The sequence below is a fragment of the Halomonas sp. YLB-10 genome (assembly GCF_003856855.1).
Lineage (GTDB): Bacteria > Pseudomonadota > Gammaproteobacteria > Pseudomonadales > Halomonadaceae > Halomonas > Halomonas litopenaei.
In genome coordinates this window covers 380,324-400,718 of sequence record NZ_RRCU01000002.1, presented here as the reverse complement: position 1 = coordinate 400,718, position 20,395 = coordinate 380,324, and the positions used below count along the sequence as shown (strand labels likewise).

The 20,395-nt window shown below is 61.5% G+C and carries 18 protein-coding genes; 6 read left to right on the top strand and 12 right to left on the bottom strand.

Annotated features, from left to right (window positions below):
* Positions 1-11 precede the first annotated feature (11 nt).
* The 11 genes from EBB56_RS05675 to glcD all read right to left on the bottom strand — a co-directional run bounded on the left by EBB56_RS05675 (position 12) and on the right by glcD (position 13,855).
* Complete coding sequence (locus EBB56_RS05675) at positions 12-2,939, bottom strand: hypothetical protein (RefSeq protein WP_124803308.1); 2,928 nt, start codon at positions 2,937-2,939, stop codon at positions 12-14.
* Positions 2,940-3,218: 279 nt separating this feature from the next.
* Positions 3,219-3,926: a TVP38/TMEM64 family protein gene (locus EBB56_RS05670; RefSeq protein ID WP_124803306.1), complete on the bottom strand. Its 708-nt coding sequence runs from the start codon at positions 3,924-3,926 to the stop codon at positions 3,219-3,221.
* Positions 3,923-4,768, bottom strand: coding sequence for a zinc-dependent peptidase (locus EBB56_RS05665; RefSeq protein ID WP_124803304.1), 846 nt, complete (start codon positions 4,766-4,768; stop codon positions 3,923-3,925). Before EBB56_RS05665 ends, EBB56_RS05670 begins: the two co-directional genes overlap by 4 nt.
* A 3-nt stretch (positions 4,769-4,771) precedes the next feature.
* Positions 4,772-6,346, bottom strand: coding sequence for a bifunctional GNAT family N-acetyltransferase/carbon-nitrogen hydrolase family protein (locus EBB56_RS05660; protein ID WP_045991713.1), 1,575 nt, complete (start codon positions 6,344-6,346; stop codon positions 4,772-4,774).
* A 274-nt stretch (positions 6,347-6,620) separates the two neighbouring features.
* Positions 6,621-6,971, bottom strand: coding sequence for a hypothetical protein (locus tag EBB56_RS05655; protein WP_108132416.1), 351 nt, complete (start codon positions 6,969-6,971; stop codon positions 6,621-6,623).
* A gap of 533 nt (positions 6,972-7,504) precedes the next feature.
* Entirely contained in the window at positions 7,505-7,819 is a 315-nt protein-coding gene (locus EBB56_RS05650) for a hypothetical protein (RefSeq protein ID WP_045991716.1), read from the bottom strand.
* A 182-nt stretch (positions 7,820-8,001) separates the two neighbouring features.
* On the bottom strand, positions 8,002-8,898 hold the full coding sequence (locus EBB56_RS05645) for a DMT family transporter (protein ID WP_108448247.1): 897 nt from the start codon (positions 8,896-8,898) through the stop codon (positions 8,002-8,004).
* 141 nt (positions 8,899-9,039) lie between these two features.
* A complete protein-coding gene (locus tag EBB56_RS05640; RefSeq protein ID WP_045991718.1) occupies positions 9,040-9,441 on the bottom strand; it encodes a heme-binding protein in 402 nt (133 codons plus the stop codon).
* A gap of 57 nt (positions 9,442-9,498) precedes the next feature.
* On the bottom strand, positions 9,499-10,749 hold the full coding sequence (glcF, locus tag EBB56_RS05635; protein WP_124803302.1) for a glycolate oxidase subunit GlcF: 1,251 nt from the start codon (positions 10,747-10,749) through the stop codon (positions 9,499-9,501).
* Between the two features lie 128 nt (positions 10,750-10,877).
* On the bottom strand, positions 10,878-11,963 hold the full coding sequence (gene glcE / locus EBB56_RS05630; RefSeq protein ID WP_124803300.1) for a glycolate oxidase subunit GlcE: 1,086 nt from the start codon (positions 11,961-11,963) through the stop codon (positions 10,878-10,880).
* A gap of 392 nt (positions 11,964-12,355) precedes the next feature.
* A complete protein-coding gene (gene glcD, locus EBB56_RS05625; RefSeq protein WP_124803298.1) occupies positions 12,356-13,855 on the bottom strand; it encodes a glycolate oxidase subunit GlcD in 1,500 nt (499 codons plus the stop codon).
* 186 nt (positions 13,856-14,041) lie between these two features.
* On the opposite strand from glcD, the gene glcC reads away from it, so the two are divergent.
* Positions 14,042-14,815 carry a transcriptional regulator GlcC gene (gene glcC / locus EBB56_RS05620; protein ID WP_108132421.1) on the top strand — a complete coding sequence of 258 codons (774 nt, stop codon included), beginning with the start codon at positions 14,042-14,044 and terminating at the stop codon, positions 14,813-14,815.
* Between the two features lie 46 nt (positions 14,816-14,861).
* On the opposite strand, the gene EBB56_RS05615 is transcribed toward glcC, so the two are convergent.
* A complete protein-coding gene (locus tag EBB56_RS05615; protein ID WP_045991723.1) occupies positions 14,862-15,521 on the bottom strand; it encodes a GntR family transcriptional regulator in 660 nt (219 codons plus the stop codon).
* Between the two features lie 234 nt (positions 15,522-15,755).
* Between EBB56_RS05615 and EBB56_RS05610 the strand changes: the two genes are divergently transcribed.
* The 5 genes from EBB56_RS05610 to EBB56_RS05590 all read left to right on the top strand — a co-directional run bounded on the left by EBB56_RS05610 (position 15,756) and on the right by EBB56_RS05590 (position 20,395).
* Positions 15,756-16,232, top strand: a complete 477-nt coding sequence (locus tag EBB56_RS05610) for a heme-binding protein (RefSeq protein ID WP_045991724.1) — start codon at positions 15,756-15,758, stop codon at positions 16,230-16,232.
* A 436-nt stretch (positions 16,233-16,668) separates the two neighbouring features.
* Positions 16,669-17,643, top strand: coding sequence for a TRAP transporter substrate-binding protein (locus EBB56_RS05605; protein ID WP_045991725.1), 975 nt, complete (start codon positions 16,669-16,671; stop codon positions 17,641-17,643).
* Positions 17,644-17,705: 62 nt separating this feature from the next.
* Positions 17,706-18,272: a TRAP transporter small permease gene (locus tag EBB56_RS05600; RefSeq protein WP_071211091.1), complete on the top strand. Its 567-nt coding sequence runs from the start codon at positions 17,706-17,708 to the stop codon at positions 18,270-18,272.
* Between the two features lie 13 nt (positions 18,273-18,285).
* Positions 18,286-19,572, top strand: a complete 1,287-nt coding sequence (locus tag EBB56_RS05595) for a TRAP transporter large permease (protein WP_045991726.1) — start codon at positions 18,286-18,288, stop codon at positions 19,570-19,572.
* Positions 19,573-19,600: 28 nt separating this feature from the next.
* Positions 19,601-20,395: an enoyl-CoA hydratase gene (locus tag EBB56_RS05590; protein ID WP_045991727.1), complete on the top strand. Its 795-nt coding sequence runs from the start codon at positions 19,601-19,603 to the stop codon at positions 20,393-20,395.

The window sequence follows — 20,395 nt, the reverse complement described above, 5'->3', positions numbered from 1 at the left end:
GCATTATTACCTCAACAGTCGCTTTCGTTCACCTCCTTCTCCACGACCAAATGGAAGTCTGATGGCTCCCCAAAGGGGACTACCTCGATTTCGAAGATATCATCGACTTCTGCGCAGAAAGTTGCACGCTCTTCCTCGTTATCCGCGTTGGTGCTCTCGGCAGCAATGTCGCCATCTTTTCGAATATACAAGTCAAGATCGGCTGTCATGTTGTCAAGTCTCACGTGATAGGTACCAGCCGTTTCGGCTTTATAGAAAAAGTTTCCCTGGGACTCCAAGGGGGCATCCGATTGAAAGGTCAGGTCGAGCGGCAGATATATTGGCTCTGTGGCGAGTAGTCTTATGGACACGTCACTTTCGTCGAAGCTATCCAAGTAGGGGCGGATAAGCAGTTGGTACGGTCCACCTTTCTGCAGGGGGGCGCTGGCCGTTTCTACTGCTGGGTCTTTAGCTGTTCCAGCACTTGCATCGTCAATATTGTCGTCGAAAATTTCCTCACTCTTAGAATTTAGCAAGTTAAGGGTGACGTCTGCGGAACTGCTGACAGTTGCGGTAAATAAACTAAAGGAATCGATGTTAAACTGGCAGGAGATTTCCTGGGAAGACTTTCCATCTATAGTCGCTGCTGCACCTATCTTTCCAGGTGTGAGAAGAGGTGGCACAGACTGAGCTGAAAGATATTGGGTTTGACCATCAATAGAACAGTATAGTGCCCAAGGCTTTTTGGTATCCAAGCTCAACCCAAGGGTATCGCTCTGGTCGCCAGTCCCTGTTGAAATTTTCGGTTCGAATAGGGTAAGGTCAAGTTGGTAGTCTCCTTGAGGGAGTCGTTGGGTCGTCCATTCTTGATGTCCTTCATCTCCGCTACCTATTTCTGCATTATCTCTCGTTCCGAGCCTGGTGTCCGGTACGCGAATGAGTTCGTCATCATCGCCTACCTGATATAAGCTCAGGCAGCCAAGGTCATCGGCTGAAAGGCTGGAAAATCTAATGCTGCCTTCTTCATCGAGTTGAATTCTTCGACTGAAAATGGCTGAGTTTTCCATATCCAGAGACCAGTCAAGCGGGGTGTCAATAGACAATTTCCCATCATGCGTTGAAGTCTCCTCTGAATTCTCATCTTTCCATATATAAAATCTGCTAACAGAAGGACTGATGGAGAGTGGGTGGTTGGCTGGATGATCAATAGTCGTCCATGTCCCATCGTCAGTATCCGGGGTCCAGTTGTACGCATGAAAATATGGAAGATTGCGGTTTTGAACGTTTTGTAGCGTTACTAGTCGTGTGCTGTTTGGCTGGATGCCATTTCTGGAAGTTTCGTCAATGTCATTGTCAGTGTCATTCAGACGTTGCATAATGATAGTTGTTGCTGGATCGGGCTCTGATATATTGGTTTGTTGGTTATCAAGTAGTGAAAGTTTACCAGAGGTTGTGTTTATTGTGATGAGTGTCTCTTGGTCGTCTGGAAGTGGATAGGTGTTGCTATAATGGCTTGTGTAGGAAATTCCATAGTCTTCTACTTTGCAAGAGTCAGGCAGCATGGTTACTCGGCGTGCTCTATCAGGAAGGGAATCAAGCTTCGTTGAATTCGCTGTGGTGCTGTTGGAATCCTGTCTGCAGCCTTCTGGTATTTCATATTCCACCAGATTTCTGAACTCTAGTCCGGAGTGGCATAGGGATTCGTGAATCGGTTTTGCCTCTTCCTTTGTCCACTGTCCTCCCTCTCTCATGGTTTCTGCCGCAATGGCCAGGTGTGGGTCGAGGGTAGCTACTATATGGGTCTGCAACGTTGTTTCAGACTGTGGTTGATCCCATGCATCCTGGCGAACAGTTGACTCAGCCATTGTATATGGAAAGTAGCTCATTAATGGATTTATACCACAGCGTTCTATCAAGGACCGCATCAGTGCTTCATTTCCATTTAAAATCGCATGGCTAAGGAGAGGTAACGAAGTAAACTTCTGATTAAGGTTTTGTGATAGAGATATTTCATCATGAAATAGTGCGCAGTTCGTAGGCTGATTATCTGAGAAAAAGTTTGGGTCAAGCGTTTCTAGAAATTTTCGGACGCGCAGACATTCGGTGGAGCCTTGCATATTCTCGTCGTCACAATAGATATCCCCTGTATCAATGCGCCTTAGGACCATGTTGATGAGAGGTTCGTTATTACTCCCTTCGACTGGTTGACCAAGAGAGAAGAAAATATCCTCGTTGTCAATATTTGCTCTTCTGAATAGCTCTATGGATCTGGGTGAAAGCAAATAGATGGCACTTTGTAGTGATGCCATGGAAAAGCTGAGACCAGCCTGACGAAGTTCTTCCTGTGCGATATCAGATTCGCGAATATCTTGACTTCGCCCAAGCGAGACAAGGAGAGCCATGAGGCCTACGATAAATAGCGGGACCAATACGCGAGAGGACAAGAAAAATGGCATGTGTTCATCAGTCGAGGGCCCGCTCTTGTTCGAAAATTCGCTGTCGGTCTCTTTCTGACAAAGTACAAGTAAGCAGTATATGGCTGCTAGAGAAAGTAACAGCATGAGAATGAAATAAAAAATCCATAGTAAAGGAGAGTTTACTGGAGGAAAATCTTTTGAAACATATAGAAGGTCGAATATTATTGCTAGAAGTAAAGAAATAAGTGGAAGAATGGAAAAAAAGTAAAGTGTCCCCCTGCTCGGATTTTTTTTGCAGTTTTCATTATTTTTTTTAGCTTGTGTTTTTGGTATGAATGTTGAAATGTAGGTATATATAAGTCCGGCGACAGCCATCGCCATAAGGCCGATCCCGAGGGAGAAAGCGTGCTTTAGATAGACCAAAAAAAATGGGTCTATTCGAAGAAAGATTTCAATGATCCCCCAGAGCGCCGCTACCGAAGCAGCGGAGTAAGCCGCCGTGGTGAAGATGGGATGGTTGTCAATGACGGGAGGGGAAGCCATGACTGTCTCCTTGCCACTGCTGAATTTGCCACCATGCTGTTCTATCGACGTCAAAGGCGCGTCAAAGGCTTGCTCGAGAGCGCATGGAACACCCTGATGCTCTAGAGCAAGGCCCGGGCGTAGGCCGAGCGGCAAAGAGCACAGATATTGTTCTCTTGAGTACAGTTTAGACAGGAGAGGGTAAAGTGTTGCTTTTTTTGTGCGGAACTCGGCGTAGGTTCGAGGTGCTCCACTTTATTCTTTTTATGATGCAAGTCTTATTTGGTGTGCGGAAGGACGCTAGCGACCGGGTTTTGGTTGATCGTCAGTCCGACCGGCCTTTCTCCCGTCGGCCCAGCGCTTGAGTCCGACCAGCAGGCCGACACCCAGCGCCAGGCCACCCAGCGCATAGAAGATCTCGCTGCGACTGTCAGCGGTGATCAACTCGCCCAACTGGCTGCCGAGCAGGGTGACCCCGGCCAGGCCCGGGGCGATGCCCAGGGTGGAACCGATCAGGTAGTCGCGAAAGCGCAGATGGAAGGCCCCGGCCATCATGTTGGTCAGGGTAAAGGGGGCCAGCGGCAGCAGGTTGACCAGCGTCATGGTGCGGATGCCGCGTCCCGACAGGTAGCGTGACAGGCCGTTCAAGCGCTTTCCCCCGTAGCGCAACAGCGCATCGCGGCCAAGCTTGCGACCGACCCACCAGGTCAGGCAGGAGGCCGACAGGGTACCGATCAGGGCGTAGCCGAAGCCCCACCAGGGGCCAAATACCAGCCCGGTCGCTGCCACCAGCAGACTCAGCGGAAACATCACAAGCGATAGCCCCGCATAGACCGCAGCCACCACGACGATGGCCCAGGGGCTGTCGCGCCACGCCGTGCCACCCTGGGAAAGCTTCATCAGGGTGTCGACGGTAAGCAGGTCATGCATGGCCAGCCACTGCCAGGTCAGTCCCAGCGCTGCCAGCACGGTGATGGCCAGGGTCGGCAGTAGCCAGCGCCTCGTCATCGGGGGGATTCCTGAGTGGCGGGTGAGGGTGCGGGATGGTCGTTATCGGCAGTCAGCGCCCATTTGAGGGGCTGCTGCTGAAAGTAGCGACAGAGCAGATCGTAGAGTCCCGGGTAGGCCTCCATCAGACGGTTGGGGGCGCTGAAGAATGTCTCGCAGCAGACGGCAAAGCACTCGCCGGGATGGCTCGCGGCGTAGTCATCGATGGGCGTGGGGTCGCCCGCTTCGATGTACCTTTGCAGGTCCTGCCAGACCGCCGTGAACTCGCGATGCCACTCCCTGGAGGCGATGGTGACCGGCAGTGGTGGAAATCCGTCGACGTCCTGAGAATTGCCCATGTCGAGCTTGTGGGCGAATTCATGGATGACCACGTTGAAGCCATCCAGGCCACCGCTCTCGACCAGATCGGGAAAGGCGATCACCACCGGCCCCTGGTAGAAGGTCTCGCCGGCGCGCTCGTCCTCGTAGACGTGTATCACCCCGGCCTCGTCCATCTCTTCGACCTTGCGACGAAAGGCGTCGGGCAACACCAGTACTTCGTGCACGTTGGCAAAGGCTTCCTGGTGCTCGTGCTCGCTCCAGCCGAGCGTCAACAGGCAGGCCTGGGCCGCCAGGGCCAGGCGTTCCTCGCTATCCAGTGCCGCAGGGTCCAGGTCCGGGTGCAGGCTCAGACGCTTGTCGTGAAGAAACCGCCAGGCGCGCTGACCCAGGCGCTGGGCCGAAGCCTCGGGCACCCGGGCCAGCAGGGGCAGCCGCGCCCGCGCGCCTGCCCAGGTGTCAGCGGGGAAGGGATGGCGGGCATCGAAGCGGGCCGCTCGCCAGCGCTTGAGTCGTGACAACACAGCCTAGCTGTCGTCCTGGTCCCTGGCGCCGGACTTCCACGACCAGTCGCGCAGGCGCAGGTCGAACAGGTCCTTGCGGCGGTCCTTGAGGTTGGTCACCGAGCCCTCGGCACGCACCACGGTCAACCGCGACAGATCCAGGTCGGAGAACATGATCATCTCGGTGTTGGGGGTGGTCTCTGCCATCACTGCGTCGTGGGGGAAGGCGAAGTCGGAAGGCGAGAACACCGAGGACTGGGCGTACTGGATGTCCAGGTTCTCGATGGACGGCACATTGCCGACGCTACCGCACAGCACCACGTAGCATTCGTTCTCGATGGCTCGGGCCTGGGCGCAGTGACGTACCCGCAGATAGCCGTTCTTGGTATCGGTCCAGAAGGGCACGAACAGCAGGTCCATGTCCTGATCGGCGAGCAGTCGGCCCAGCTCCGGGAACTCCACGTCATAGCAGATCAGGATACCGATGCGTCCGGCATCCGTCTGGAATACGCACAGATCCTCGCCGCCCTCGATCACCCAGTCGCGGCGCTCCTGGGGGGTGATATGCAGCTTGGCCTGGCGCTCGATGGAGCCGTCGCGGTGGCACAGGTAGGCCACGTTGTAGAGGCGTCCGTCGTCACCTTCCTCGATCATCGATCCGGCGATGATGTTGATGTTATAGGCCACCGCCATGCGCGACATTTCGGTCTTGAAGCGCTCGGTGAAGCCGGCCAGAAAGCGGATGGCCGCCATCTGGTCCTGCTGGGCGGCGCGGTCCTGAAGGCCCATCAGCGGTGCATTGAACAGCTCCGGGAAGACCGCAAAGTCGCTCTGGTAGTCGGACAAGGCATCGACGAAGTACTCGACCTGCTGCAGCACCGCCTCCACCGAGGCGAACTCGCGCATCTGCCACTGCACGGCGCCGACTCGAACCTGGGTCGGACGACTTTCCAGCATGCGTTCGGCCGGCTCGAACAGGATGTTGTTCCACTCGAGCAGGGTCGCGTAGCCCTGGGACTTCTCGTCTTCCGGCAGATACTTGCGCAGCAGGCGCTTGACCTGGAAGTCGTTGGACAACTGGAACGACAGGATCGGGTCATGCAGCTCCTTGCGCGAGACCTTGTCGATGTACTCGCTCGCCGACATGCTGTCGGCCACCCGGTGATACTCGGGGATGCGTCCGCCGGCCAGGATGGCCTTGAGGTTGAGCTGGCGACAGACCTCCTTGCGCGCCTCGTAGAGGCGACGGCCAAGGCGATAGCCGCGGTAGTCGGGGTCGATCAGCACGTCGATGCCGTACATGGCATCGCCGTCCTTGGCGTTCTGGATCGTCTCGCGCTTGCCGATCAGGTCGTCGTACTTGTGCGGGTTGGAGAACTCCTCGTAGTCGACCAGGGCGGTAAGCGCCACGCCGATGACCCGGCCGTCGTCCTCGATGACGATCTGGCCGTCAGGAAACTCCGCCACCAGCCTGTCGATGGTGATCCTGGGCCAGGCTCCGCCGATGTCGTGGTAGACCTTGTCCATCAGCCCCTTGAGCTGAGGGTAGTCGTCACAGGTGAGGTTGCGGAGATTGAGCTGAAGATCATCGAGGGACATGAAGCGTTCCTCCGGAAATGGACCGCATAGTCTAACATGCCGCCCTGGGCAAGGCGGAACGAGGTGTGCAGCATAGCGCAAAAGCATAAAGGCGATGCATCTAATGTTCGGAGGCGGCAGTGCACGTCAGGGGAAGCATGAAGCGCTGGAGAGAGCGCTGGAAAGAACGCGTCCAACAAACAGCGGGCCTTGCCACGACAAAGGCCCCGCCGTAGCGGAGCCTTGGGATGCTGCGTGCAAGCTCTGCAGCGCAGGTGTCCTGCAATCTGGAGGCTTAGACGTCGTTTTCCGGCTCGTTGGCCGAATCGACACCGCTGTCTTCCACCAGGTCGCCCTCGTCCAGCGCCGACTGGCTGTCGCTGGCGGAAGCGTCGTCGCTGGGCGCGTGGTTGGAGTCGACACCGCCATCCTTGACGATCTCGCCTCCGGGAATGGCGCCATCTTCGCCCTCGGCCTTCGCTGAATCGTTGGAGGAGTCGACGCCGCTATCTTCAGGCATGACCTGCTCCTGCTTCATCTCTTCGTCTCCCTCGGCGTGGTGATCGGCCAGGGCGGCGCTGGAGAACAGGCCGATCAAGCCGGCCAGGGCGAGGCGCTTCAGCAGTGTGGTCTGGTAGGTGTTCATCGTAGTACCTCCGGGTTGTAGCTGTTGATGATGCTCTGATGACGGCCCAACGGCATTCCCGTCGTCGACCTTTCATTGTCCGTCGCTTCATGCGGGGACTGAAGGGTGGGGGGCGGGGTGTGGGGCGGGTCGTGAGCAGGCCTGCTCGCGACATATTGCGTCACCTTCCTGGTGACGCCATCGAGTGGGTGGCCTGAGCCCTTCCGTGGGCCCTGTGTTCTTCCCTGTCGGTGTCGGGCACTGAGCCTGTCCGCTGGCTCTGTTGGGCTTCCTGCCCAGCGGTTCCTTCCGGGAACCTCTTGCGGCCATCCTGGCCGCTATCACGCGGCGATGACTGCCACGCGGCTGTTCGGGTCAAGGCCTGGGCCCTTCCGTGGGCCCCGATATCGTCCATGGGGATATCGGGCGCGAGCCTGTCCATCGCTCAGTCGTGGGCGTCCTGCCCTGCGGTTCCTTCCTGGAACCACCAGCGGCCATCCTGGCCGCCATGCCGTGGCGAGTCCCTGCCACTGTGACCATCCGTGGCCTGGCGATTATTCGGTGTCGTTGGCGGAGTCGACGCCGCTATCCTCTGCCAGCTCACCCTTCGGCTGGGTCTCGGACATGCTGTCGTCGGCTTGCTCGGCGCTGTTGGAAGAGTCGACGCCACCGTCTTCGACGAGGGGCTTGTCGGCATTCATGGCGCTGTCATCGGCCATGCTGGAAGAGTCTTGCTGTTCGGTCACATTGTTTGAGGTATCGACGCCGCTTTCCTGGGCTTCGTTTTCCTCATGGTGAGCGGCCATGGCCATGCTGGAGAACAGTGCCATCGTGCTCATGAGTGCTGCGGCCTTGACGATGTGTTTCATGCGGAACCTCTCGTCGCTGGATTTGCAGAGGCCGTTGGCGTCCTGTGCTCAACGGTTGTACTAAACCTATACAACGCATGGTGGTTTTGCAAATACGGACGTTATTCTTGTCTAATTATGGTTAGCCGTTTCAGCGACATCTTGACGTCCTCGGCCCTTGTGACGGGGCCGCGGGACGAAAGTCAGCGGGCCTCGCCGTGACGGCGGATCGGCTGCCGGAAGGTCTGGGCCGTCAGCACGCCGGCAAGCACCAGAGCGCCGCCGCTGAGGTGGTACCAGCCAAGCCGTTCGCCGAGCCAGAGCATGGCGATCAGGGCGCTGAACAGCGGCATCAGGTTGATGAAGATGCTGGCGCGGCTGGCGCCGATGTGGCGAATCGCGAACATCCACAGATAGGTGGTGATGATAGAGGCGGGGATGCCGGCGTACAGGATCAGGCCGGCGTTGCTTGTGTCGATCGGTGTCATTGGGCCCAGCAGGTAGGCCGGCAGCAACAGCAGGACGGCGAACACCGCTTGAACGTAGAGCATGACCCAGGGCGATATGGCAAGCGGCCAACGCTTGAGCATGACCCCGTAAAGGGCGTAGCAGGTCGCGGCCACCACCATCAGCGCATCGCCAGGAGCCACTTCCAGGTTGGCCAGGACGGCGATGTCACCTCTGCCGAGTAGCCACAGCACGCCCGCGAGAGCCATCACGCCGCCCAGGCAGCCGCCCCAGCTAGGTGGCTCACGCAGCACCAGGGCGCTGAGCAGAATCGTCAACAGCGGCACCATGGCCGCCAGAATGCCCATGTTGGTGGCGCTGGTAGAGGCCGCCGCGACGTAGGCCAATCCTTGCCACAGAGCCATGCCCAGCAGTCCCAGAAGCGCAAGCTTGGGCCAATGCGTGGCGATGGCGTGTCGCTCGCGCCAGCTCTGGCGCCAGACGAAGGGCGTCAACACGGCCACCGCCAGTACCCAGCGCAGGAAGGCGATGCTGCTGGGGGCGATGGTGCCGACGGTCAGCTGGTTGATGGTCATGTTGCCGGACCAGATCAAGACGGCGCCCAGGGGGGCCAGAAAGGGCAGGAGGGGCATCGGGACGGGTCCATGTCATCGAGAAGGTCTGGCGGAAAAGGCACCGCCGCCAGTCAAGGCGGCGGTCGATAACGCAATACCAGTTGTACAGCAGGCTTGTACAGGATTCGAGTGACGTATCACTGTGTCCTGCCCAGGCGTTTAGCCGATAGCGGCGGCACCGGCCTTGGCGACCTGGATGTCCTGGTCCGGCTTGACGCCGGAGATGCCAACGGCACCGGCCACCTGGCCGTCGATGATCACCGGCACGCCACCGGACATCAGGCCCTCCATGGGCGCCGACAGGAAGGCGTTGCGGCCGCCGTTGATCATGTCTTCGAAGACCTGGGTCTCCTTGCGACCGATGGCGGCGGAGCGGGCCTTGGCCATCGCGACGTCGGCACTGAACGGTGCTGCGCCGTCGAGGCGGCGCAGGCCTAGCGGGTAGCCGCCATCATCGCTGACGACGATGGTCACGGCGAAGCCATTGGCCTCGGCTTCCTTCTGGGCAGCGTCGAGGATGGCGTTGACCTGGGACTGGTCGAGGTAAGGCTTGGTCGGCATGGGGAGTCCTTGTGATTGAGGGTTGTGGTTAATATGGAAAATATTTTCGTTTTTAGTCTAGGCGCTCTGGGCCTGTCTGACCAGAGCCTCGTCGACGATCTCGATCCAGTGGCGCACCGGGGTGCGGTTGGTGGCGGCGAGATGGGTCTGGCAGCCAATGTTCGCGGTGACAACCACCTCCGGCTTGCCTTCCTCCAGCGCGTCCATCTTGTTGTCACGCAACTGGCGTGACAGTTCGGGCTGGGTGATCGAGTAGGTACCGGCGGAGCCACAGCAAAGGTGACCATCTCGCACCGGCGTCAGGGTGAAGCCCATCCTGGTCAGTACCGTTTCCACCGCGCCGTTGAGCTTCTGGGCGTGCTGCAGGGTGCAGGGGCAATGGAAGGCCAGGCGCTGGTCGGCGCGCACGTCGAGGGTTGTCAGGTCTTCCTGCCCCAGCACCTCGACCAGGTCCTTGGCGGCCTCGCTGACCCGGCGCGCCTTCTCGGCATAGTCGGGGTCGTCGGCCAGCACTTCGACATACTCCTTGACGAAGGCGCCGCAGCCGCTGGCGGTCTGGATGATGGCCTCGCAACCGGCGTCCAGGTGAGGCAGCCAGGCGTCGATGTTGCGTCTGGCTCGCTCGCGTCCGGCTTCCTGGGCGTTCAGGTGGAAGTCGATGGCGCCGCAGCAGCCGACCTCGGGGGCGGGCGTCAGGCCGACCCCCAGACGGTCCAGCACGCGGGCAGTGGCGGCATTGGTGTTGGGCGACAGGCCGGGCTGCACGCAGCCTTCGAGAATCAGCATCTGGCGCGGATGACGCTTGCCGTCGGGGCGTTTGCCAGCGTCGACCGGGGCCGGGGGCATCTTGCTCTTGAGCGCCCCGGGGACCAGCGGCTTGAAGGTCTGGCCCAGCGCCAGCAGGGCCTTGAACCGGCCGGGCTCGACCAGTGCCTTGCGCAGGCCGAAGCGAAGCGCCTTGTCGGAGGTGCTGCGCGGCACACGCCGCTCGATCTCGGCGCGGCCGATATCCAGAAGCTTGTGGTACTCGACGCCTGAGGGGCAGGTCGTCTCGCAGTTGCGACAAGTGAGGCAGCGGTCGAGGTGAAGACGGGTTTCCTCGGTGATCTGGTCGTCGTCTTCAGGGCTTTCGAGCATCTCCTTCATCAGGTAGATGCGGCCGCGCGGACCGTCGCGCTCATCGCCAAGCAACTGGTACGTCGGGCAGGTGGCATTGCAGAAGCCGCAGTGAACGCAGCTTCTCAGGACTCTGTCGGCCTCGCGAATGTGCGGTTTCTCGAGGTCTTTTTCGCTGAAATGGGTCTGCATGTTGTTATCCGCTAGTCATGGTCGAGGCCCGGACCGTCGCCGGGGCCAAACGTGGGATCAGGTCGTCTGTCGATGGCTGTCCGATCATGCCGCCTTCGCCGGGCGGCTGTGATCGTTCAGCGCCCGGTCTACCAGTCCGGATACAGTCGGCGCGGATTGAAGATGCCGTCGGGATCGAGCTTACGTTTCACCCGCTCGTGGTACTTGGCGACCACCGGCTGCAGTGGCGTGAAGGGCTCGGCGGTGCCCGGTGTGAAGCAGGTGGCGTGGCCACCTGCCTGGGCGACGGCGTCGCGCAGCGACTCGGCGTCGACTTGCCCCTTGAGCCAGCGCTGATTGCCGGCCCAGTCGAGCAGCAGTTGATGTGGCTCGACGCCGGCGATGTCCAGGCTCGGCGTGTTGGTCGGCAGGCTGATCCGCCACAGCGGCGTGCTTGCGTCGCTGAAGAAGGGCAGCGACAGCTCTCGGAGCTCGCGCCAGAAGTCGGCCTCGAGGGCGTCCCCGCCGATCGCCTCGCGGGTGGCGGCCACCGAGCTTGCACCGCCTTCGAGACGCAGATGCAGGGCGCCACTGTGCCAGGCCGCTGCGCTCAAGGGGAGCGGCTTGCGTCCCCATTCGGCCAGACGACTCAGAGCCTCTGACTGGGACATTTCCAGACGCAGGCTGGCGCTGGCGGTGGGTAGCGGCAGCACCTTGAGGGTGACTTCGGTGATCAGTCCCAGGGTGCCCTGGGCGCCGACCATCAAGCGTGACAGGTCGTAACCTGCCACGTTCTTCATGACTTCGCCGCCGAAGCGCTGTTCACGCCCATGGTGATCGAGTACCCGCAGGCCCAGCACGAAGTCTCGCACCGAGCCGGCCCAGGGGCGGCGGGGGCCGGACAGTCCGGCGGCGATGGTGCCGCCGACGGTGGCCTCGGCACCAAAGTGCGGGGGTTCGAAGGGCAGCATCTGGCCCTGGTCGGCCAGCGCCTCCTCGAGTTCGGAGAGAAGGGTGCCGGCACGCACCGAGACGATCAGCTCGACTGGATCGTAGCTGGTGATACCGCGGTGTTCGCGGGTGGATACCGGCGTACCTTCCACCGGGCGGCCATAGAAGGCCTTGGTGTTGCCGCCGACGATGCGAAGCGGACGTTCGGCACTTGCCGACTGGATCGCTTCGGACAGAGCCGCCAGGCCGTCGAAGGCGGAAGGGGAAACGTCATTGTTGGACATGGTGGTACCTGAATTCCGACAAAGAGGGACAAACGTCGACAAGGCGCGACACACGGAGCACGGCAGCGCTGCAAGGCGTCACGGTCGACGGCAGGAGACGAGGCTTGCCGCCTTCCTGTCTGAACCGTGACCCTTTCCTGCGGCGCCTGGAAGCGTGGCGGCTCCGGCTAGAACCTCGGCAGTTCCGGGTGCGGCAGCTCGTTGTTGTGCACCATGCATGGCACTGAACCTTGATCGCGCGCAGCGCGCCAGCGTCGGGACGCTCTCGTGGCTGTCATGGCTAGAACCTCGGCAGTTCCGGGTGCGGCAGTTCGTTGTTGTGCACGTGCATCGCACTGAACCTTGATCGCGCGCAGCGCGCCAGCGTCGGGACGCTCTCGTGGCTGTCATGGCTAGAACCTTGGCAGTTCCGGGTGCGGCAGCTCGTTGTTGTGCACGTGCATCGCGCCGAACTCGGCGCACCGGGCCAGCGTCGGGATGTTCTTGCCTGGGTTGAGCAGTCCTTCTGGGTCGAAGGCGGCCTTGACCGCGTGGAAGGCGGTGATCTCCAGGCTGTCGAACTGGGCACACATCTGGTTGATCTTCTCGCGGCCGACGCCGTGTTCACCGGTGATCGAACCGCCGGCTTCCACGCATAGCTCGAGAATCTTGCCGCCCAGTGCCTCGGCGGTTTCGAGCTCCCCTTCGCGGTTGGCATCGAACAGGATCAAGGGGTGCATGTTGCCGTCGCCGGCGTGGAAGACGTTGGCCACCTTGAGCCCGTACTGCTCTGACAGATCGCTGATGCCCTTGAGCACCCTCGGCAGCTCGCGGCGAGGAATGGTGCCGTCCATGCAGTAGTAGTCCGGCGACATGCGGCCGACCGCAGGGAAGGCGTTCTTGCGACCGGCCCAGAACTTGGCGCGTTCGGCCTCGTCGCGGGCGAGCTGAACGTCGCTGGCGCCAGCCTTGGCCAGCACCTCACGCACGGTCACGATATCGTCGTCCACGTCGGCCTCGACGCCGTCGAGCTCGCACAGCAGGATCGCCTCGGCGTCCACCGGGTAGCCGGCTCGGATGAAGTCTTCGGCGGCGCGGATGGCCAGGTTGTCCATCATCTCGAGGCCCCCGGGGATGATACCGGCGGCGATGATGTCACCGACCGCGGCGCCGGCCTTTTCCACGTCATCGAAACTGGCCATCAGCACCTTGGCGGTCTCGGGCTTTGGCAGCAGCTTGACGGTGATCTCGGTGACCACGCCGAGCATGCCCTCGGAGCCCATCATCAGCGCCAGCAGGTCGAAACCGGGGCTGTCGAGCGCCTCGGAACCGATGGTCATGCGCTCGCCCTCGATGGTCATCACCTCGAGCCTCAGCACGTTGTGTACGGTGAGGCCGTACTTGAGGCAGTGCACGCCGCCGGCGTTCTCGGCCACGTTGCCGCCGATCGAGCAGGCGATCTGGGAGGAGGGGTCCGGTGCATAGTAGAGCCCGTAGGGCGACGCCGCCTCGGAAATGGCCAGGTTGCGCACCCCTGGCTGGACCCGGGCGATGCGGGCGTCGGCGTCGATGTCGATAATCCGATTGAAGCGCGACATGACCAGCAGCACGCCTTGTTCCAGCGGCAGGGCCCCACCGGAAAGTCCGGTGCCAGCGCCGCGGGTCACCACCGGCACGCCGAGTTCACGACACTGCTTGAGCAGCGCCTCGACCTGGTCCAGGCGCTCTGGCAGGGCCACCAGCATGGGCAGTACGCGGTAGGCCGACAGGCCGTCGCATTCGAAGGGGCGCAGGTCTTCCTCGCGGTGCAGCAGGGTGAGGTCGGGGACCACGCGGGTGAGTTCGGCGAGCACCTCGTTCTTGTCGCGGCGTGGCAAGGCGCCGTCCAGGCGTTCGTCATAGAGGATGTTCATGACGCTTCCTCGGTTGAGCTAGCACGGTCGTGCGGCTAATGATGGTTATTGTCTGCACTACAATCTGCGTTGTCTTGACCTCGGTGTCCAGATTTTGGTTTGCTGGTCTGACCAGTTATTGGCAGATGTGCTCGGTTCAGGGCATCAATACGGACGACGAACCACGCACGCTGCGGGAGGCAGGACATGTGGGACAACGAAGAACGACTGGCACCGAGCAGCACCTCCCAGGCCATCGCCTCGAAGCTGGAGACGCTGATCCTTGACGGTGTCTTTCGCCCAGGCCAGCTGTTGCCCTCGGAACGGCGGCTGTGTGAGCGGCTGGGGGTGGGGCGTTCCTCGCTGCGCGAGGCGCTTGGCAGCCTGCGAAGCAAAGGCGTGATCGTGACTCGCCAGGGGCGTGGCTCCGAGGTGGCGCCACTGGTGGAGGCGCCCCATGCCACGCCCTTGATGCACCTGTTTCGCGAGCACCCGCGCACCCTGTACGACCTGCTCGAGGTGCGTGCGCTGCTGGAAGGGGAGTCGGCGAGCCTGGCCGCGAGCCGCGGCACCGCCTCGGACAGGGTGCTGATCACCCGACGCTATCGCGAGATGGCGGACTACGTGGAAAAGGCGGACCCCCTCGAGGTGGAGCGTCTGGCGCGACTCGACCATGCCTTTCACCTGGCGATCTGCCAGGCGTCGCATAACCCGGTGCTGGCGCATACGCTGCAGAGCCTGACCGATCTGCTGCTGAGCTCGGTGTTCGCCTCGGTCAAGCACCTCTATCATCGCCCTGACGCCAGGGACATGATCAACCGCCAGCACGCCCGCCTGCACCGAGCCGTGGTAGAGGGCAAGCCACAACTGGCGCGGCGGGTGGCGCTGGAGCACCTGTCCACCATCGGTGACATGCTGCGCGAGATCGAGGCCGAGGATCAGCGTCTGGAGCGCTCGGCCATGCGCCTGGAAGAGTGGTAAGTGCCGGGACGACGGCAGAGACTTCTGCGCGCCGTCCCGGGACCTGCTATTCCTCGTCGATGATGCCGCTGACGGCGGCTACCTCGAGCTTGTGGCCGAGGTGCGCGCGCAGGATGTCGCCCAGGCGCTTGCCATCGCGGGCCTCGATCGCCTCCAGCATGGCCTCGTGATCGTCGACGGCCTTGGCCCAGTTGGCCGAGCCCATCTCGACGCTGTAGCGAATGCGCTTCACCCGTTGGCTCAGGTTGTTGTACATCTCGATCAGCACGTCGTTGTTCGACGCGGCCAGGATGCACTCGTGGATCTGCTGGTTGACCTCGAAGTAGGGGGCCAGCTCCTGGCGCTGGTAATGGCCCAGCATCAGCTGATGCAGACGACGGATCTCCTCGACGTCGGTATCTGTCAGGTGCTGACAGGCCAGCTCACCGGACAGGCCTTCCAGGGCGCCCATGACGTCGTAGGTATTCTTGACCCCACGCCGGGTCAGGCGCACCACGCGGGAACCTCGGTTGGGCAGGTTCTCGACCAGCCCTTCCGAGGTCAGCACCTTGAGGGCTTCTCTGAGCGGGGTGCGTGACACACCGAAGGTTTCACACAGGGCCTTTTCGGCGATCTTCTCGCCGGGCAGCAGGCTGCCTTGCTCGATCAGGTCGCGGATCCTGTCGGCCACTTCCAGGTACAGGCTACGCGGCTGAATCTTTTCCATAGCGGATTTCCCGGGCTCATCATCGTTTGACGGTCGAACGCTTGACGGTTCAACTTTTCCGTATTATGAATTCATTATTCAAATTATGCGAGTGTTGGCGAGCGTATTTGGCCAGGCACTCGGGTAACCCTGTGAGGCAGCGGAGGGTGGGGCCGAATGGCATCGATCGGATTCCGGCCGCTGTCTTGCTGCCTGCCTTTTCTGTCTTCTCTCATATCTTGCGCTGGAGTTGCTATGGCCGGAAACGTATTTCTTGCACAGGTACAATTGTCGCGTCAGTCGGCGCGGCAATTGCTCGACGCCGCCTTCGCCTTTGCCCGCAAGGGCGAACTGCCTCCTCTGACCGCGGTGGTGCTGGACGCCGGCGGCAATCCGGTGGCGGCCGAGCGTGAAGACGGCTGCAGCCCGCTGCGCTGGCCGGTGGCCAACGGCAAGGCCTACGCGGCGCTGGGTATCGGGGTATCCAGTGGTACCACCGGCGAGCGTAACCGCGAGCGTCCCGCCTTCCTGGCGGCGGTGGCCGAGGCCTCCGGGGGCCGCTTCGTGCCGGTGGCGGGGGGCGTGCTGATCCTCGATGACGACCAGCGCATTCTGGGGGCGGTCGGTATCAGTGGCGCCTCTTCGGCCGACGATCAGGCCGCCGCCATCGCTGGCATCGAGGCGGCAGGCTGGCAAGCCGGGCTGGAGCCCGAGACGGTCTCAGATCCCTGATTTCGGTCTGGCAACTGTCTGGCAAAAGGGACGGGTGCTGGACCGGCCAGCAAGCGACAGAGCGAGCCTTCGAGCTCGCTTTTTTTGTGTATGTCTCCAGGGATGCAGCAAGGGAGCGAGTGGCTTGGATAGCTCGTTGTTTCGATATAAGACACTGAAAGTTAAGAAATAAATATTCTCTAAGGCGAGTTTGCGAAAGACAAAAGTATAATACCTAATTTTGAATTATGTATCCATATTGACCCTGACCCAGCGGGAAGCGACTCCTGTCCCCAGGCCCTGAACGCCCTGGAAACGGAAAGCTCAAGTGACGGAATCCGCGACTGACGGAACCGTTACGTGAAGAGCACGCCAGCTCCCGTTGAGGCTTCCTCCAGGGTGCCAGTCGGCGCCCACCGCCAGACCACGATGGACAACAACAATCGGAGTGAGGGTTATGAAACTGCTGAAGACCGTACTGGCCGCATCCGTACTGGCGCTTGGCGTCGGTGCCGCTCAGGCCGACGAGGTGCAGATCAAGTTCGGCCACGTCGGTGGCCCGGGATCGCTGTTCGAGAAGACCGCCAACGAGTTCGCCCGTCTGGCCAACGAGCGCCTGGAAGGCGAGGCCGAGGTGGTGACCTATGGCTCCAGCCAGCTGGGTTCCGACGAGCAGATGCTCAACAAGCTCAAGCTCGGCACCATCGATCTGTCGCTGCCGTCCTCGATCATGAGCAGCGTGGCGCCGGAATTCTCGCTGTTCGAGATGCCCTACCTGATCGAGGACCGGGAGCACCTCGCCCGAGTCCGCGACGAGGTACTGCGCGATGTCCTGTATCCGGTCGCCGAAGACAAGCGCTACCGCATCATCGGCATCTGGGAGAACGGCTTCCGCCAGATCACCAACAACGTCCGCCCGATCGTGGTCCCTGAGGATCTGGACGGCATCAAGCTGCGTACCCCCAACGGTGTGTGGCGGGTCGAGATGTTCAAGAGCTACGGCGCATCGCCGGCGCCCATGGCGCTGTCCGAGGCCTTCGTCGCGCTGCAGACCGGCGCCATGGACGGTCAGGAAAACCCGCTGGTACAGATCTATTCCCAGCGCTTCCAGGAGGTCCAGGACTACCTGTCGCTGTCCAATCACGTCTATTCCCCGGCCTATGTGCTGGCAGGTGCCAGTTGGACCCGCCTGCCCGAGCACGTCCGCGAGGTGCTGATCGAGACCGCCGAAGAGGTCGAGGCCTTCGCACTGGAGCAGGGCGCCTCGCTTGACGAAAGCCTGGTCAGCACCATGGAAGAGGAAGGCATGGAGGTGAACGAGGTCGACACCGACGCCTTCGTCGAGGGTTCCCGCGGGATCTACGAGAAGTTCGCCGCCGAGGTGGAAGGTGGTGAGGAACTGTTGTCGCGGGTGGAAGCACTGCGCGAATAACGCCTGTCCACTGCGGCCTCTCCACTTTCGGTGAGGCCGCATCCACCTTCGGAGGATGCTCTGTGCTTACCACCATTTCCGCGGCCTACCAGAAGATTCTGGAGGTCATCGTCTTTCTCAATGTGCTGGCGCTGACCCTGGTGGTGACCATCGGGTTCGCGTCACGCCTGTTGGGCTCTCCTTTCAGCTGGTACGACGAGGTCGCCTCGATCGGACTGGCCTGGCTGACCTACTACGGCGCCGCCCTGGCCGCCCTCAAGGGCGCCCATATCGCCTGTCCCAGCGTGATCAACATGGTTTCGCCGTCCATTCGCCTGCCCATCGCGCTGCTCGCCGAGGCGATCACCATCGGCTTCTTCGTGCTGCTCGGCGTCACCGGTTTTCAGGTGGTGCAGATTCTTGAAGGCTCCACCCTGGTGAGCCTGCCCAGCATCTCGGTGCAGTTCACCCAGTCGGTGATTCCGATCGGTGCCGCGATGTTCATTCTCGCCCAGCTGCTCAGGCTCCCCGAGGTCATCCGGGCGGCCAAGGGAGCCGGCTTCGTCGATCACGAGCTCGAAGAGGCCGGTGTGCTGGCCGACGACGTGCGTACCGACGATTCACCCACCGGTCCGCAGCGCGCCAGCTGACGAGGAGAACCCCATGATCATTGCTTCCATGTTCTTCGGCCTGATCGGGCTGATACTGATCAACGTGCCGGTGGCCATCGCCCTCGGCCTCGTCGGCGCCCTGGCCACCGTGGCCAGCTACGGCACCCTGGCCCTGCCCAATGTCGGCATGGTGATGTTCGACGGTGCTACCAAGTTCCCGCTGATCGCGATACCGCTGTTCATCCTGGCCGGCGCCATCATGAACGCCTCGAGCATCTCGCGCCGTCTGATCGATCTGGCCTCGGCCATGGTCGGCTTCATCAAGGGCGGTCTCGCCATGGTGACCATCGGCGCCTCGATCTTCTTTGCCGAGATCTCTGGCTCCGCCGTCGCAGGTGTCTCGGCGATCGGCTCGATCCTGATTCCGGCCATGCGCAAGAAGGGCTACTCTAAGGAGTTCGCCGCAGCCATCTCGTCCTCGGCGGCGAGCCTGGCGATCATCCTGCCGCCGTCGATCCCGATGATCCTCTACGCGGTCATGTCCGGCGAATCGGTGGTCAAGATGTTCGTCGCCGGCATCTTCCCTGGGCTGCTCGGCGCCCTGGGGCTGGCGGCCATGTGCTACTTCCTGGCGCGTCGTCACAACCTGCCGGCGGAGCAGAGCTTCCAGGCCTCGCGTCTGTGGGAGGCCTTCAAGGGCGCCATCTGGGCGCTGCTGATTCCGGTGATCATCCTCGGCGGCATCTTCGGCGGCATCGTCACCGCCACCGAGGGCGCGGCGCTGGCGGTGGTCGTGGCGATCTTCATCAGCGCGGTGATCTATCGCGAGTTCAGCCTCAAGATCTTCTACAAGGCCTGTCTCGATGCTGGCGTGCAGACGGCGGTGGTGATGCTGCTGGTGGCTTCCTCTGCGGTGGTCGGTCTGTATCTGACCGAGACCCAGATTCCCCAGCAGCTGGCCAACTCGATCGCCGAGATGACCGACAACAAGTACGTGGTACTGGCGCTTCTGAACGTCATCTTCCTGGTGCTGGGCATCTTCCTGCACTCGGCGGCGGCGATCATCCTGGTGGTGCCCATCGTGCTGCCGCTGGTGACCGCGGTGGGCATCGATCCGCTGCACTTCGGTCTGATCGTGACGCTGAACCTGGCCATCGGCCAGCAGACCCCGCCGGTCGCCAGCGTACTGATCGCTTCCTGCTCCATCGCCAAGGCCGACATCTGGGCCACCACGCGCACCAATCTGTGGTTCCTGGCGGTGCTGTTCGTGATCCTGCTGATCAACACCTACGTGCCCGCCGTAGCCCTGGCGCTGGTCAACCTGATCTACGGCGTGTGATCGCGACCACCACAAGGAGAACAACGACATGAGCGACAACGATCAGGGCCAGGTGCACTACCACAGCGAAGATGGCGTCGCCTGGCTGACCTTCGATCGCACCGCAAGCCGCAACGCCATGACCTGGCAGATGTACGACCAGCTCGAGGCCCACTGCGAGACCATCGAGAACGACCCGGAGCTAGTGGCGGTAGTCATGCGTGGCGCCGGCGGAGAAGCCTTCGTCGCCGGCACTGACATCAAGCAGTTCGCTGCCTTCGACAAGGGCGAAGACGCCATCGCCTACGAGCGTCGCATCGACCGGGTGGTCGGGCGGGTGGAGACCCTGCCGCTGCCGACGCTGGCGCTGCTGGAAGGCTTCTGTGTCGGCGGTGGCGCGGCCATCGCTCTGGCCTGTGACTTCCGCCTGGCGACACCGAGTCTCAAGTTCGGTATCCCCATCGCCAGGACGTTGGGCAACTGCCTGTCGATCACCAACGTCTCGCGGCTGGTCGAGCACGCCGGTATCGCCCGGGCCAAGCAGGTACTGATGGCGGGCGAACTGGTACGTGCCGAGGAGGCCCTGGCCCTGGGGCTGGTCGGCGAGATCGTCGACGCCGAGGCCATCGAGGCGACGGTGGTCGAGCGGGCGCAGGCGTTCAAGGAGCGTGCCCCCTTGACCGTGCGGGCGGCCAAGGAGGTGATCCAGCGGGTCATCGAACAGCGCCGCCCGGCCTTCGACGCCAGCGACGACTGGATCGCCACCTGCTACACCAGCCGCGACTTCAAGGCCGCGGTGGACAAGTTCGTCAACAAGACACCCTTCCGCTGGCAGGGTCAGTAA